This window comes from Psychrobacillus sp. FSL H8-0487 (assembly GCF_038008385.1).
GTDB lineage: Bacteria > Bacillota > Bacilli > Bacillales_A > Planococcaceae > Psychrobacillus > Psychrobacillus psychrotolerans.
Window position 1 is genome coordinate 2,374,481 of record NZ_JBBOZA010000001.1, and the last position, 14,057, is coordinate 2,388,537.

Annotated in this window: 14 protein-coding genes and 1 pseudogene; 3 read left to right on the forward strand and 12 right to left on the reverse strand. The window is 34.8% G+C overall.

Features of this window, described 5'->3' with window-relative positions; translation table 11 throughout:
- Window positions 1-98: 98 nt before the first annotated feature.
- The 12 genes and pseudogenes from radC to MHI47_RS12205 form a co-directional block, all read right to left on the reverse strand.
- Window positions 99-635 (reverse strand): annotated as a pseudogene (gene radC / locus MHI47_RS12150) (RadC family protein); the annotation flags it as partial.
- A gap of 23 nt (window positions 636-658) precedes the next feature.
- Window positions 659-1,261, reverse strand: a complete 603-nt coding sequence (locus MHI47_RS12155) for a Maf family protein (protein WP_340830964.1) — start codon at window positions 1,259-1,261, stop codon at window positions 659-661.
- Between the two features lie 95 nt (window positions 1,262-1,356).
- A complete protein-coding gene (locus MHI47_RS12160; protein ID WP_340762820.1) occupies window positions 1,357-1,998 on the reverse strand; it encodes a hypothetical protein in 642 nt (213 codons plus the stop codon).
- An 85-nt stretch (window positions 1,999-2,083) separates the two neighbouring features.
- Complete coding sequence (locus tag MHI47_RS12165; protein WP_340830965.1) at window positions 2,084-2,839, reverse strand: prepilin peptidase; 756 nt, start codon at window positions 2,837-2,839, stop codon at window positions 2,084-2,086.
- Window positions 2,840-2,872: 33 nt separating this feature from the next.
- Window positions 2,873-3,550, reverse strand: coding sequence for a potassium transporter (locus MHI47_RS12170; protein ID WP_340830966.1), 678 nt, complete (start codon window positions 3,548-3,550; stop codon window positions 2,873-2,875).
- Complete coding sequence (locus tag MHI47_RS12175; protein WP_340830967.1) at window positions 3,543-4,136, reverse strand: PilN domain-containing protein; 594 nt, start codon at window positions 4,134-4,136, stop codon at window positions 3,543-3,545. The genes MHI47_RS12170 and MHI47_RS12175 overlap by 8 nt, the downstream gene beginning before the upstream one ends.
- Window positions 4,136-5,110: a type IV pilus biogenesis protein PilM gene (gene pilM, locus MHI47_RS12180; protein ID WP_340830968.1), complete on the reverse strand. Its 975-nt coding sequence runs from the start codon at window positions 5,108-5,110 to the stop codon at window positions 4,136-4,138. Before pilM ends, MHI47_RS12175 begins: the two co-directional genes overlap by 1 nt.
- A gap of 131 nt (window positions 5,111-5,241) precedes the next feature.
- Window positions 5,242-5,718, reverse strand: coding sequence for a type II secretion system protein (locus MHI47_RS12185; RefSeq protein ID WP_340830969.1), 477 nt, complete (start codon window positions 5,716-5,718; stop codon window positions 5,242-5,244).
- Between the two features lie 97 nt (window positions 5,719-5,815).
- Complete coding sequence (locus MHI47_RS12190; protein ID WP_340830970.1) at window positions 5,816-7,021, reverse strand: type II secretion system F family protein; 1,206 nt, start codon at window positions 7,019-7,021, stop codon at window positions 5,816-5,818.
- The gene (locus tag MHI47_RS12195; RefSeq protein WP_340830971.1) at window positions 7,021-8,061 is read right to left on the reverse strand and encodes a type IV pilus twitching motility protein PilT; all 1,041 of its coding nucleotides are present in this window, start codon (window positions 8,059-8,061) and stop codon (window positions 7,021-7,023) included. The genes MHI47_RS12190 and MHI47_RS12195 overlap by 1 nt, the downstream gene beginning before the upstream one ends.
- 11 nt (window positions 8,062-8,072) lie before the next feature.
- Complete coding sequence (locus MHI47_RS12200; protein WP_340830972.1) at window positions 8,073-9,737, reverse strand: GspE/PulE family protein; 1,665 nt, start codon at window positions 9,735-9,737, stop codon at window positions 8,073-8,075.
- Window positions 9,738-9,761: 24 nt separating this feature from the next.
- Window positions 9,762-11,126, reverse strand: a complete 1,365-nt coding sequence (locus MHI47_RS12205) for a VanW family protein (RefSeq protein WP_340830973.1) — start codon at window positions 11,124-11,126, stop codon at window positions 9,762-9,764.
- A 292-nt stretch (window positions 11,127-11,418) separates the two neighbouring features.
- Here MHI47_RS12205 and MHI47_RS12210 point away from each other — a divergent pair, with 292 nt between their 5' ends.
- The 3 genes from MHI47_RS12210 to MHI47_RS12220 are packed head-to-tail and all read left to right on the forward strand — an operon-like array spanning window position 11,419 to window position 14,031.
- Complete coding sequence (locus MHI47_RS12210) at window positions 11,419-11,823, forward strand: type IV pilus modification PilV family protein (protein WP_340830974.1); 405 nt, start codon at window positions 11,419-11,421, stop codon at window positions 11,821-11,823.
- Entirely contained in the window at window positions 11,820-12,356 is a 537-nt protein-coding gene (locus MHI47_RS12215; protein WP_340830975.1) for a PilW family protein, read from the forward strand. The genes MHI47_RS12210 and MHI47_RS12215 overlap by 4 nt, the downstream gene beginning before the upstream one ends.
- Before the next feature lies 1 nt (window position 12,357).
- Window positions 12,358-14,031 (forward strand): hypothetical protein, encoded by a 1,674-nt coding sequence (locus tag MHI47_RS12220; RefSeq protein ID WP_340830977.1) that lies wholly within the window; start codon window positions 12,358-12,360, stop codon window positions 14,029-14,031.
- Window positions 14,032-14,057: the final 26 nt, after the last annotated feature.

A 14,057-nucleotide genomic window follows, 5' to 3' on the forward strand; every position in this document is an offset into this window, starting at 1 on the left:
AAATAATACCTATATTTATTCATTAGTTAAAGTATTGAATTAAAAAAATCCTAAACTTTAAGTACTTAGAGTACTCTAGTTTAGGATACTATGTTTATGGGATTACCAGAGGGATGATTATGTGCGCAAATTATCGAGGCAGCTGAACGTTTTACAGCTTCGCGGAAGATTTCCCTCGGGTGCACAATAGAGGCATTAAGAGAGCCGATAAATATTGTTTGTTTATGAAGGATTTGATTTTTGACATTAAGGAAAAGTGTTACGAAATGCTCTTGGTTTAATGAGGTCATATCTGCCATTAAGTAGGTAGCAGCGTCTTTCGGGGATCGTATAGTAAACTTGTCGTCTGTCTTTTGCTGAGATAGACGTTTACCAAGTTCGACTGCCGCAAGTAGTTGGACAGCTTTAGCTTGGCCAATACCTTTAACAGCAGTTATTTCTTCGATGGAAGCATTTTTTAATTCTTGGATTTGTTCAAAATAATTGAGGACACGATTGGCGAGGTGAAGAACCGATTCCTGCTTCGTTCCGGTACGAAGCAGGATTGCGATCAATTCTTGGTTAGATAAACTGGAAGCGCCTTGTCTAACTAGTCTTTCTCTAGGACGATCAGATACATGAACATCGCGTATCATCAAAGAAGGTGGTAATTTAGTATTCATGTATTCACCACACGCTCCACTTCTATCAAACGTAGTGACAATAACGCTCTAAACAAGCGACTGATCGGAAGTCCAATGACATTATTATAATCTCCCTGGATACTTTCAACGAACAATCCACCCATCGTTTGAATTCCATACCCCCCTGCTTTATCTAAAGAATCTCCCGTTGCCACATAAGCATCTATTTGATCTTCAGAGAGTTCAAAAAACTTTACAGAAGTAGTTTCAGCAAAGCTTACAGAAATATTTCCCCCATAAATAGCAACTCCTGTTGTCACTTGATGGGTATTTCCAGATAGTTTTTGAAGAAAGGTTTTTGCTTCCGCATTATCTTTCGGTTTCATCAAAAACTCATTTTCAAAGCTTACAATTGTATCCGCAGCTATGACAATTGCGCTGGGATTCTCCTTTAGGATTGCAGTTGTTTTGCTAATGGCGATATTCCTAGCCACTTCTTCTACCGAAAGATTTTTTTCCACTATTTCCGCCGTCCCTGAAGCTATTACTTCAAATGGAATGCCGAATTTAGCAAAAAGCTCCTTTCTCCTAGGTGACTCACTAGCTAAAATAAAATGGTGATCAGATGTTAGTTTCATTTTATATTCCCCCTTTTCAATAGCATACAAAACTATTGAAAAAATGGAAATTGTGTATAAAAAACAGCAATTCAATTCTTCCCCCTAAAAAGGCATTAAAAATTCAATTTTATGCAATTGTTCGTCGAAGCATAATGGGAAAAAACATGCATTCTCAGAATAGATGGAGAGTCCGAAAACGCTGATATAGCTTGCACTATCTCCATTAAATCAGCTGGATAATCTTCTTTTTTAGCAATAGACTCAAAGAAATTTTTAGTCAAATTCTCTTGTTGTATTAAATCTATCACTTTTTTCACTTTAGGATCATCACACGTATTCGTGGAAACATACAAACTTTTCACAAAGGTAGGCAGCACCTCTGCTTCTTGGGTCGGTATAGTCGTAACATACAAATCACTCCACACAAAAAACTCATTCCCTACCTGAAAAACACTTGCTTTAGCAAGAGAGGGCTGAGAACCGATGAAGGACATCGCGCTATCTTTGGAAGTGAACATGCCATATTGTTTCGCTTGAAACGGAAGAGATTTCCCCTCTACTTCACTTGTGGCCTCCACCTTATCTTTCTCATCGGTTGGAGTCGTAATTTTGACTTCTTCACTTTTTACTTTCTTATCATTCGCTAAGTTTAATATTAATCCGAACAATAGTACTCCAACAACGCCAATGATCAACCCTTGCACCCCTGCTAGTATTACTTTTTTTCGCGTATTACTGCGTCTACCAATTGGCATAGAATCACCTCTTTTTCATAACCTTATCACGAAGATTATAAAAAAAGACGAGACCCATGTCGGCTCGTCCAAAAAAGTTATCGAGTTAAAAAAACAAATTCACATACCAATCGACAAGCGACTCACCATAAAAATACGCAATAATAGCGGCTATCGCTATCGATGGTCCAAATGGAATCGGTGTTTTTCTACCTTGTTTCGTTCGTCTCAAAGAAATAACACCAATAACCGTACCGATAATAGAAGCAAGGAATAGAGTTAGTAAAGTCGGAACCCATCCTAACACCAAGCCAATAACAAAGAATAACTTAATATCGCCTCCGCCCATGCCACCTTTAGACACAATCGCAATGAGGAATAAAACCCCAAACCCAACAACCGCACCAACAATACTATCCCACCAAGGACTAAGTGGTTCAAATACCCGCAACACAATTAAAGGAATTAAGAAGAATAATAGAATTTTATCCGGTATAAGCATATACGCAATATCCGACACGGTAATAATAACTAAAAGAGAAATAAACAATAACGCAACTACTAACTCCAATGTGAAGCCTAGTTGATAATAAGCAAAAGCAAATAATAGTCCGGTGGCTAGTTCCATTACCGGATACATCCAATGAATCTTCGTCCCACACCCACGGCACTTTCCTTTTAAAAATACATAGGAAAAAACAGGCACCAAGTCTTTAACCGTCAGATTACGATCACAAACCGTACAATGAGAAGGTGGCCGAACAATCGATTCTCCTTTCGGAACGCGTAAACCTACCACGTTAAAGAAAGAACCGAAAACTAGTCCGTATATGAAAAATAAACACAAAATTACAAACTCCATCTAAACACCTAATTTCTTGCTTTTTGAACAATTTTATTCATCATAATAGAACGTAGTTACTTGAATCCTAGCTGATATTGCTTCTTCAAATTCCTCATCATAACCCTGTTCCTCACCTGGCATTGAAAATTCAACTTGGTCAATACGATTGATACGTTCAATAGACTCTAGTTCTTTTATAAATGTATTAAAGTGATTATAATCCTTAGTTAAAACAGAAATATTAAAGGTAATTAACTTTAACTGAGACGGTAACGGAGTATTTGCAACTGGAGAAACTGGGGTCTCTGCGGCTTGCTCTCCTTCTCCATCTTCCACAGCGACACCTTCTGTTTCAGTAGCTGTTTCTTCAGTACTAACTAAGGACGAATCTGCAACAATTTCATCATAATTATTAAAATCTATAGATTCTATTTTGGCTTGACTAACAAGTTCAACCTCTTCAACAGATTGAAGGAGTTTATCTAATTCACGAGTGAGAGGAACTTTTTTCTCAAGAAACATAGAATTTCCAGCTTCTTCGACCGGAACTACTGATTGAGCATCTAGCAGTGCAATTTCATTTTCTACAGTAGTAATAGAAGTTTCTTTTGAGTTCTTTTCTTCATTCAATGGGTAAATTAGAAAATAATAGATTGCACCAAACACAACTGCCGCCAATGCTATGATTAGTAGATATCCCGTTCGTTTATTACTTATTAAATCATTCATCACGGGTACCCCCTTCACTCAAATAGGACGCATTGATATCCAATTGTATAGTAGCTGAATAGCGCCCTTGCACATCAAAGTTAACCTCATCAGTCTCTGCATCCAGTCCTTCAACAGGCTCAAAGGTTGAAACTGCTTCAACTTTTACATCACTAAAGTAAGCACTATTTAATAATCTTTCAATATAAAAAGATATATCATTCATCGTTTCAAAGTCAGCTGATAAAAAAATCCCAGCTTCATTAAACTGATAGGACCGTAAGTAGGTGTTCACTTCAATTAATGAATATAATTCGTCTATTAAAGGACTTACTGGGTAGGAAACTGTTTCCACAAAGACTACCGCTGTAGAATGAGTTCCTTGTTCTTCTGGGTTTACTGCAGAAATCTCAGCACTTAATAAGTCTCTTTCGACGACTCGTTGCGTTTCCTCTACCTCTAATCCCTTAATTTCTTTCTTTAAAGTAAAGAATTGAACACAAAGAAAGACTACTATCAATCCAATAACAATTGCACTAAAGATTAATAATATATTACTAGATTTACGTCTTTCGAGTTGAGGCAATAAATTTATTTCTGGAACCACTATAATGCCTCCTTCAAAACTAGTCCAATAAGCGCTATGTATTTTGCATTTAAATTAGGATAGGTCCTTTGGACTATCCCGTCATCTATAAATTGTATGGGCGTATCGTAAGTTGAACGCACTTCATTCACAATATAATCTATTTCAGGAGAATCTCCTAAAATAATTATTTCATCCACCGCTTTTTCTCCTTTATATAGTGAAAAACGATAAAAGTTTAGAATGCGGTCAATTTCTGCAATTTGATCAATCAACAGCATACGATATTCTTCTATATCTCCTTCATATACAAAAGCCACTTCTTGCTCATCAACAATACGACTTTCCCATTGCTTAATAGGCGTTTCGATCGTCTGACAGCGAAGAAACTCTAACTTTCCAGGAGTATATATACTGATAGAGAGACCAGCAATAGACCAATCTGTGATTAGATAACTTTTTTGATGAGTAAATAAATTTAATTTTTCTAACAATCGAATCGTTGACAATGAGCGAACATCAGCAACTGTAGGAGTTAATGAAACATCGTCCAATAAGCCAGCCAACTTATTTACCTCTTCAGATGGAGCAGCAAAAAGAGTCGCTTCACCGTCATTCAGCTTAGCGTCATAAACATCAATTAATGGATTCGTAAAAGGCAGATGAATAGTTTGTCCTAGCTCCATCTCTACATAAGCCTTCAGCTTATTACCAACTACATCAGAGGGATGCTCAAAAGTCTTCATCATAACCGAACTATCCGGCACAAAAAAACGAACATCATGACGTTTGATGCCCCATACATCTACTAAATTTTTAAATGTATCATACAAAGCCATCTCATCTCGAATAGAATCGCCTTCAATGATCCCAGCACTTAGCGGCTGTTCATAAACAACCGTTTGGTTCACATCTTGGTTAGTCATAACGATTGCACGGATTATGTATTCATTTAGTTCTATTGCTACTAGTCGTTTTCTTTTGATTTTGAACATAGCCAATTACCTCCTTTATATTTATATATATGTATACTTAGTTTCACGTTTGAGCAAACGAATGGTGTTCGTTTGCTCAAACGTGAAAATAAGAGACTACAGCAGACAAGGTCTGCTGTATAATATAATAATTATTGATTCATTGCCTTATTAAGCGCATTTTCGGTAATTACTTTTGCAGGTGGTAAATATCCAGTAACAACATTACCTGTTGCAACTACTGTAAATTTAGTAGTATTTTTTATACCCGCTAATTTCGAATAAGTAACTGACCAAATACCACTATTTTTTTCTACTTTATCAGGTGAAGCCACCGTTGAATCAAGTGTAATACCTTCAATATAAGGTTGTAGTTGAGCTACATTACAAATATAATCACCTTTAGTTGTTGAACTTTCTGTACAAGAACCGTCTGTTACGGCTAGTTTTCCAGCAGAAAGAATTGTTGATGCATCTGCCAAAATTGCTTTATCTTTTGAATTGTTAATAATATTCCCAATCGATGGAACAGCAATAGCAGCAACAATAGCTAGAATAACTATGACCGCTAGAAGTTCGATAAGTGTTAAACCTTTTTGATTTTTTAGTATTTTTATGAATTTTTTCATTTTTATTCTCCTCCTAAAATTTTATATATAATTTCGTATACTTTTTCATTTACTCAACCTTACACACCACCACCTTTAATAAAACACTGATTACAGATTACATTTGATCATACATGCTAAACATCGGAACCATAATAGCCATTACTATCGTTCCTACTACCGCTGCTAAAATTACAATCATAAGAGGCTCTATAAGTGATTTTAACGTATCAACTGTACGGTCAACATCGTCTTCGTAAAACACTGCGATTTTTTCTAACATATAATCGAGTGAGCCAGTTGACTCACCAATTGCCGTCATTTGTGTTACTAAAGGTGGGAAAATCCAACTTTTTTCAAGTGGCGCTGTTAATGTACTACCTTGCTCTAAGCTGGTCCGAGATTCTCTTACTACTTTTGCAATAACTGGATTACCTACTACCTTTTCTACAATATTTAGTGCTTGTAAGATGGGAACGGAACTACTAAATAAAGAAGAAAGAGTTCTTGTCATTTGAGCAATTGCTGACTTCTGAAGTACTTTTCCAAAAACAGGAACTTTCAGTAGTAAAACATTAACAGAATAGTTGAATTTTTTATTGTTCTTATAGAAATAATTGAATATGAAAACAAAAATCAATATAAGGATTATGAATATATACCAAGAAGACTGTAGTAATTCACTAAAGCTCATAACCACTTTTGTAATCGTAGGAAGCTCTGCCCCCATTTCGTCAAACATCGTAACAAACTGAGGTACAATAGTTAGCATCAAAAAGCCTGCTACAAATACGGTCATTACAAGTAAAATTACAGGATAAGCCATTGTAGATTGCACTTTCTTTTTCAAGTTAAACTGCTTTTCATATGAAAATGCCAGTCTCTCTAATGATTCATCTAAATTCCCTGTCGCTTCACCAGCTCGAATCATATTGACAAACAACTGCGGGAACACTTTTGGGTATCGTTCCGTAGCATCTGAAAAAGATAACCCCGAGCGCACATCCTCTTCCACCGAAAGCAATGCTTTTTTCAGTAGTTTACTAGTTGTTTGTTCCGCTAATATTCTAGTGGATTCTAAAATAGAAACTCCTGCTCTTATTAATGTTGCAAATTGTCTGCTATAAATTACAAAGTCTTCATTTTTCACCTTTGCACCTATAGAAATTTCTTTATGAAGTATACTATTAGATTCCTCTAATTCCCTTGGGTTTATCCCTTGCGAACGAAGCTTCGTAATAGCCGCTTGTTTGTTTAACGCATCAATGGTGCCTTTTTTCAAGCTTCCCTGGGAAGTTCTACCGTTGTATTTAAATACAACCATTAATACTCACCTACATTCAAATAGGGTTTAGCAGATTCAATTGATATTTTCCCTGTTGTAACTAATTGCGTAATGGAAGACTCGAATGTATGCATCCCTAGTGCTCGACTTGTTTGCATAACGTTTTGAATTTGATGTACTTTTTCATTGCGTATTAAGTTTGCAACTGATGGCGTTTGCATTAAAACCTCCGTGGCCGCAATACGTCCCTTTGAGTCTTTCCGGACAAACAATCTTTGGGAAACAATCCCCTGCAGAACATTCGCAAGCTGAATCCGAACTTGACCTTGCTGATGCGGAGGAAAGACGTCAATTATACGATCAATAGTAGTAGGTGCACTACTTGTATGCAGTGTAGCCATTACTAAATGACCTGTTTCTGCTGCAGTTATAGCGGTAGAAATGGTTTCTAAATCACGCATTTCTCCAACTAAAATAACATCTGGATCCTGACGGAGTGCAGCTCTTAAGCCATTCGCAAAGCTTTGCGTATCTTCTCCTACTTCACGTTGGTTAATGATAGATTTCTTATGATGATGCACATACTCAATTGGATCCTCAAGTGTAATAATATGCTTGGATTTTGTCGAGTTAATATAGTCAATCATTGATGCTAGTGTAGTAGATTTCCCCGAACCAGTGGGACCGGTAACTAAAATTAGCCCTTGCGGCTTGTCCGCTAGTGTATAAAGTACATTTGGCATACCTAGTGATTCAATCGCTGGTATTTGCGCATCAATCATACGGGCTGCAATCGACACATGTCCTTGTTGATGATAAGCATTAATACGGTATCGACAACGGCCCATTAGTTCGTAGCTAAAATCAATCTCTCCTTTTTCTTCAAACACCTGTTGTTGAGCATCAGGAATTATTTCAAATAGCATATCTTTTGTATCTGATTCTTCCAGATTTGAATCTCCAAAAAATTGAAGCGCTCCATGTATTCTAAATACAGGAGGTATCCCAACAGAAATATGAAGATCAGAGGCTCTGTCCTGAAACGACTTTTCTAATAAGTCAATAATGGAAATCTTCATCTCATCACCCCTTAATCCGTTGTTGCAACACGCAGAACTTCTTCTGTAGTAGTTAATCCTTCTTGTACTTTTAATAGTCCATCTTCTAGTAAACTAAAATACCCGGTTTCTTTCATATAATCTCGCAGGACCAACGTGCTCTTGCCTGTCAAAATAACATTTTTAACAAATTCATCCACTGCTAGAATTTCATGTATAGCTATTCGCCCACGATAACCTGTGTTATTACATGATGGGCATCCTCTGCCTCTAACTACTTCTTTAATTTCCATTCCATGTTCTGTAAAAATTACTTTTTCACGATCATTTGGTATATGTACTTCTTTACAATCACGACAAACCTTTCGAACTAGACGTTGCGCCACAACACCAACTAGAGAGGAGGAAAGTAGAAAGGGTTCTATACCCATGTCCTTCATACGAGAAACCGACTCTACAGCGCTATTTGTATGAAGCGTACTTAAAACAAGATGACCTGTTAACGAAGCACGTACCGCAATCTGCGCAGTGTCTAAGTCACGAATTTCTCCGACCATTACGATATCGGGATCTTGGCGCAAAATGGATCTTAAACCTGCAGAAAAGGTTAATCCAACTTCTTCTCGAACCTGAATTTGATTTATACCATGCAACTGGTATTCAACTGGATCCTCAACAGTAATAATGTTAACATCTTCCCCGTTAAGCTGATTAAGTGCAGCATATAAAGTAGAAGATTTACCTGATCCTGTTGGACCTGTTATTAGTACAATACCATTAGGTTTTTCAATCATTTTGTTAAAAATTTCATAGTTTTTCTTATTAAAACCTAGCTTTTCTATGTTATTCATAGCACCACTAATATCTAAAATACGCATTACTACCTTTTCTCCGTATATCGTAGGTAAAGTAGAAACTCGTATATCTACTGGATTCATATTTACTGAGACCTTAATACGACCATCTTGAGGTAACCTATTTTCCGTAATATTTAAATTACCCATAATTTTAATACGAGCTAATATAACATTTTGCATATGCTTTGGAAGTGCTCTTTCCAACTTTAATACACCATCAACCCTGTATCGTACTCTTAGTTCAGTTTCCTGTGGATCAAAGTGAACATCGCTTGCTCTCTGTGCAACACCATTAGCAATTATTTGATTCACTAAACGGACGATTGGTGAATCCTCATCTGTTATTTGCGTATCATTTTCAAGCTCAGTTGGTGTCATATCTAGTAAAGCCTGATCCATTGATTCTTGTAAGTCATAATACTTTGTTATAGTACGGAATACATCATCTTTAGCAGCGATACTCGTTTCAATTTGACAGCCGGTCGCCATTCGAACTTCTTCAATAGCAAAATAGTCCATTGGATCAGCCATAGCGATTAACAACTTATTTTTATCTTTACGGATAGGCATAATATTTGTTCGCTTGACTAACTCTTTTGGTACTAACTGAATCAGTTCAGGATCAATCGAAAATTGATTTAAACTAACATGAGGAATTCCTAACTGAAACTCAAGTACTTCTATTAACTGTTGCTCTGTAAGCAAGTTTTCTCTAATGAGAAAATCCCCTAGCTTTTCGTCTCGACTTTTATTTGTCAAAGCATAGTCTAGTTGCTCATTTGTAATTACATATGATTCTACTAATAAATCCCCTAGACGTTTACGCGTGTTACTCTTCATCCCTAATCACACCCCAGTAAAATCTTATTTTGATCCGTCTATGATGTTACCAGCTTTGTCATAATAGCTGCCTTCTGGCAATCCAACGGAATCCTCTTCGCTTGTTGGTGATATAGAATTTGATTGATCCTTTTCACTATCCGCAGCAGGAGTGGTATTAGTCGAATTTGAAGGTGCATCAGTTATATCATTCAACCCATCGCCATCCATGTCAACTCCAAGATCAGGATCTTGCGTAGATGAAGTCTCAGATACTACAGATGATTTAAGGACAATTCTGTTTACTGGCGGATAATAATCTTGACTGACTAAATCTTCTTTTTCGTATGGACCTGCTTTATCCGAGATAATCCGATAAACTGAAACTCTCAAACCAGGCTTTCCTTTTTGAATTAGCTCTTCTTCATTTTGTTTTAGTTCCGAAGAATACCTATAAATAGTTCTCGGTGTAATTTGTTTTTCACTCACCTGATATTTAGCGACTGTCTCCATTGGAATTGAGTAGATTTCTACTAAAAGCTCAGAACCTTTTAGACCAATTTTTATACTTGCAGGGGCATTGTTTGTATTTATAAATTTCAAGTCTTTCGTTTTGCTGATTTCAGCTTCGATACCTGGTTCTAAATAATTTGGTATTCTTCCTTGTGAATGGCGTTCTACTATGTCGAAATTAGTCTGTAGTACAGCGCTATACATTACAGAAGCTACAAAATTTATCGTTTCATCCGATGACCCTAGATTTATAGCTTCTAGATGTTCATATAAAGAAAACATTTCGCCACTACCAATTACCTGTTCATTCAATGCGGAAATAATGTCATTTAAACTATTTGTATTAACCGTAATTTTTTCTATATCAAAAGCAATTCGGTCCGTTTGAAATAAAGACATATCCAATGCAACTGTCTCTATTGGTTCAGAAGATAATTTTTCTACTTGATTCTTAATAACTTCAAGCGTAGCTTCCGTGTCCAAATGTCCATTTGCTTCAATTGAAGCAACTAATTGCGAGCTTATTAAAACTTTCAATGGAAGATGAACGGTAGGTTCAGACTCCCAAAAAGCGTACCAGGCTGTACCAACTTGATCTTCGAAGTGGTCAACTGTAGACTCTACATCGAAAGTGAAGCCTTCTGGATCTAATGTAATTTCTGTATTATTCCCTGTTAATAGAATAGGATTTTGCTTCCATTCCAATACTTTTGAATTTAATAGAGAAATAATTTCTTCTCTATTAAGAGATTCGACTTGTTGACCTCCTATACTAGAACCAGAATCTTCACTTTCTGCACTTACTTGTTGTTGCAAAGGGGTGAAATTACTAGTCCACAGATAAAATAGAAATGATGTTAAAATAACCAAAACAACTGTTTTCCAAACGATTTTCACTATTTAATACCCCTTTTCTCTATATTGAGTTCATTTTCGTCCTACATATAGGCATTATTACCCTAATCAATATTAATCTTACATACTTTTGATATAATAAAATTAAAATAAGATTATATTAATGTAATATATATTGATTCTTTATACTTATTTATATATTATTAAGCTACCAAATACAAGTATATATTGCAAAATTTTAGAAATAGATACGAGTTTATGTAATATTTTGTTGACACACATTATTAAAAGAACACCACTATATTATTTCTACCATTTGGGAGGGATGAAACTAATGAAAAAATGTCAAAATGAAAAAGCTTTTACCCTAGTCGAAGTAGTAGCATCTTTAACTCTAATTTCCATTATCTTACTTAGTTTTTTTCAAATCTTTATCCAAACAAGTAAAGTAGCAGATACTAATACAGAAAAATTAGTCACAATTAACTTAGCAGATGCCCAATTGGAGAGATTACAAATTGATTCTTCAGAGCTCAAGTCAATCGGTATTACAGGAATGTCAGCGGAAAGGGGGGTTTCATTGATTTCCATTTCCCTAAATAATAAATATTATGATGTCAATGTTAAAATCTACCCTAACTCAAATGATCAAAATCTTAAACTTTATAATTTAGTCGTCACTGTAACTTCTCAAAATGGTAAAACAAAAAGTTCAGTTGAAGGATACGTTTCTTTATGAAAAATCTAAAGAATTATCTTACTAACCAAAAAGGATTAACATTGATAGAAATCTTGGCTGCTTTTGTAATTACTGTATTTATCTCCTTACTAGCAATAAATATATTGGCAAATGGACTAGATAATTATAAGAAAATCTCACGAGATACTTTTATAAGAGATGAAGCAGATTATTTAATGATCCAATTAATTCAGGAGATCTACACAACTAAAACTTCCAATGTTGTAGGAATGGTAAATCCAACTGTAAATTCATCAGATAGTTATATTGAGGTTAAGACTCATGATACCCAGACTAAAAAAACTGGTTTTATAAAAAATGTGAATACAAATAATGTAGAACTCGTTTTAAAAAATCAAATATTTCCCATTAGCAACGAAAAAATATTAATTGATTCTTCTTCAAAAATTGAACTCCAAAGTGATGGTGGATACTTAATTATTCTGAAATTGGTGATGAAAAATAAATCAACTGAATTCCAGAATAGCGTTTATCCAATACAAGATTCTATTCGAAATGAGTCAGGAGGATAATATGAATAGTTTAAAAAACTCACAAGGATATTCTTTACTACTCTCTCTATCTCTAATTATTTTATTTTCAGCGCTTGCACTAAGTCTAATAACTTTAACTACATCAGGTATCTCTAAAAATGAAATTCGCCAAGACAATACCAGAGCTATCGATCAAGCTGACAAAGGTATAGATTATATAATCGCTGATATTCAAAAAAAATTAGACACTATAATAAAATCTGAACCTAGTGGAATTCCTCAATCCGATTTTAAAAGAGATTTAATAAGTACGATTGAATCTTATTATTGCGTTAACAATAAATCTAAATTAAAAATCAATTCTAATACAGGATTAGGTCACGTTGAGGTATGCATCGAGGATGATCCCAACTTAAATTTAGATGGAAACAATCCTTTAAAAAAGATAGTAACTATACAAAGTACTGGGTTTTCAGGGAATAAAAATATATCAAAAGTGGTGCGTTCTCAAGTTGAATTAGGCGCAGATGCCGTACCCGAACAATTAAAGTTTGCAGTTTCGACAAACAATGACGGAAATCTTTATCTCCATGGTGGTGTAGATATTACTGGTGATTTAAAGGTGGACGGAAATGTAATTATTACACAAAAAGCAAAATGGTCAGATGACACAAGTCCTAAGTGGGTAAATAGTACTTATTCTAACTTTATATCACTACCTAACCAGATAGGCCCATCTAAACTTTATATTAGAAATGACAAAAATATTTATCAAACTAATAATTGTATTTATAAAACTGATTGTGGAGGCGGTAACGATTATTACAAAAGCATTAATAATAAATTTTCAGATTCCTCTACAACAAATAAGTATTTCACACAATTTTCAAAGACACTTAATAAGGTAGAGAATAAAGAACCTTATAATTTATTATTTCACACTAATAAACCTTCTATTGTAGAAGGAAAAAAACTAGATGATAATATAGATATTCTAAATAAAATCACTGAAATAAAAACCAAATCAACTAAAGGAAGTTCTAAATATAGAAAAATATCTTCTTTAAATGATATTGAAAAAGATAATGTATTTGATGCTTCAAAATTTGATAGTGTTTTTATAGAAGGAAATGTTAATATCAGTAGTTGTTCGATCTGCTCTCGACAAACAAAAGAATTAAAAGGTAATTTTTATATTCAAGGTAATTTAACAATAAATGATATAAACCTAATTACAGAAAATACGATCATATATGTAAGTGGAGAAGTAGATATAAAATTATCAACTATTTCTGGAAAAAAAATTAATGGCACTAAAACTAATGGAAAACTAATAATATTTTCCAATGGAAATATAGACATTTCTAATATTTCTGAGTTTGCACCTGAATCAAGTACAATTCAAGGCTTCTTTTTTACTAAACAAGATCTAGTCATGTATGGAGTGGGATCAAATATTAAGATTATCGGTGGGATCTCTGCTAAAAGAACAATCTTAACAGCCCTTAGGGGTAACCCTTCTCCCGAATATAGAGGGCTCATATTCAAATATTTACATGATATCATTCCAGATCCATATGCTTCATCCAAGGCTTCCAGACTTCAGATTATATATGATCCAGGCATTACAGAAGCATATGAACAATTAAACAGAAGTGTTGAAGAAAAAGTACAAATTTTATCTGACCCTGTGGTTAAAAGTAAAAATTATTAGGTTTGACTCTTGACAAACACTATATC

Coding starts and splice junctions, on each gene's coding strand:
- MHI47_RS12190 (WP_340830970.1), bottom strand. CDS start 7,021: ATGGTTGTATTTAAATACAACGGTAGAACTTCCCAGGGAAGCTTGAAA.
- MHI47_RS12195 (WP_340830971.1), bottom strand. CDS start 8,061: ATGAAGATTTCCATTATTGACTTATTAGAAAAGTCGTTTCAGGACAGA.
- MHI47_RS12220 (WP_340830977.1), top strand. CDS start 12,358: ATGAATAGTTTAAAAAACTCACAAGGATATTCTTTACTACTCTCTCTA.
- MHI47_RS12160 (WP_340762820.1), bottom strand. CDS start 1,998: ATGCCAATTGGTAGACGCAGTAATACGCGAAAAAAAGTAATACTAGCA.
- MHI47_RS12170 (WP_340830966.1), bottom strand. CDS start 3,550: ATGAATGATTTAATAAGTAATAAACGAACGGGATATCTACTAATCATA.
- MHI47_RS12200 (WP_340830972.1), bottom strand. CDS start 9,737: ATGAAGAGTAACACGCGTAAACGTCTAGGGGATTTATTAGTAGAATCA.
- MHI47_RS12185 (WP_340830969.1), bottom strand. CDS start 5,718: ATGAAAAAATTCATAAAAATACTAAAAAATCAAAAAGGTTTAACACTT.
- MHI47_RS12165 (WP_340830965.1), bottom strand. CDS start 2,839: ATGGAGTTTGTAATTTTGTGTTTATTTTTCATATACGGACTAGTTTTC.
- MHI47_RS12155 (WP_340830964.1), bottom strand. CDS start 1,261: ATGAAACTAACATCTGATCACCATTTTATTTTAGCTAGTGAGTCACCT.
- MHI47_RS12215 (WP_340830975.1), top strand. CDS start 11,820: ATGAAAAATCTAAAGAATTATCTTACTAACCAAAAAGGATTAACATTG.
- pilM (WP_340830968.1), bottom strand. CDS start 5,110: ATGTTCAAAATCAAAAGAAAACGACTAGTAGCAATAGAACTAAATGAA.
- MHI47_RS12210 (WP_340830974.1), top strand. CDS start 11,419: ATGAAAAAATGTCAAAATGAAAAAGCTTTTACCCTAGTCGAAGTAGTA.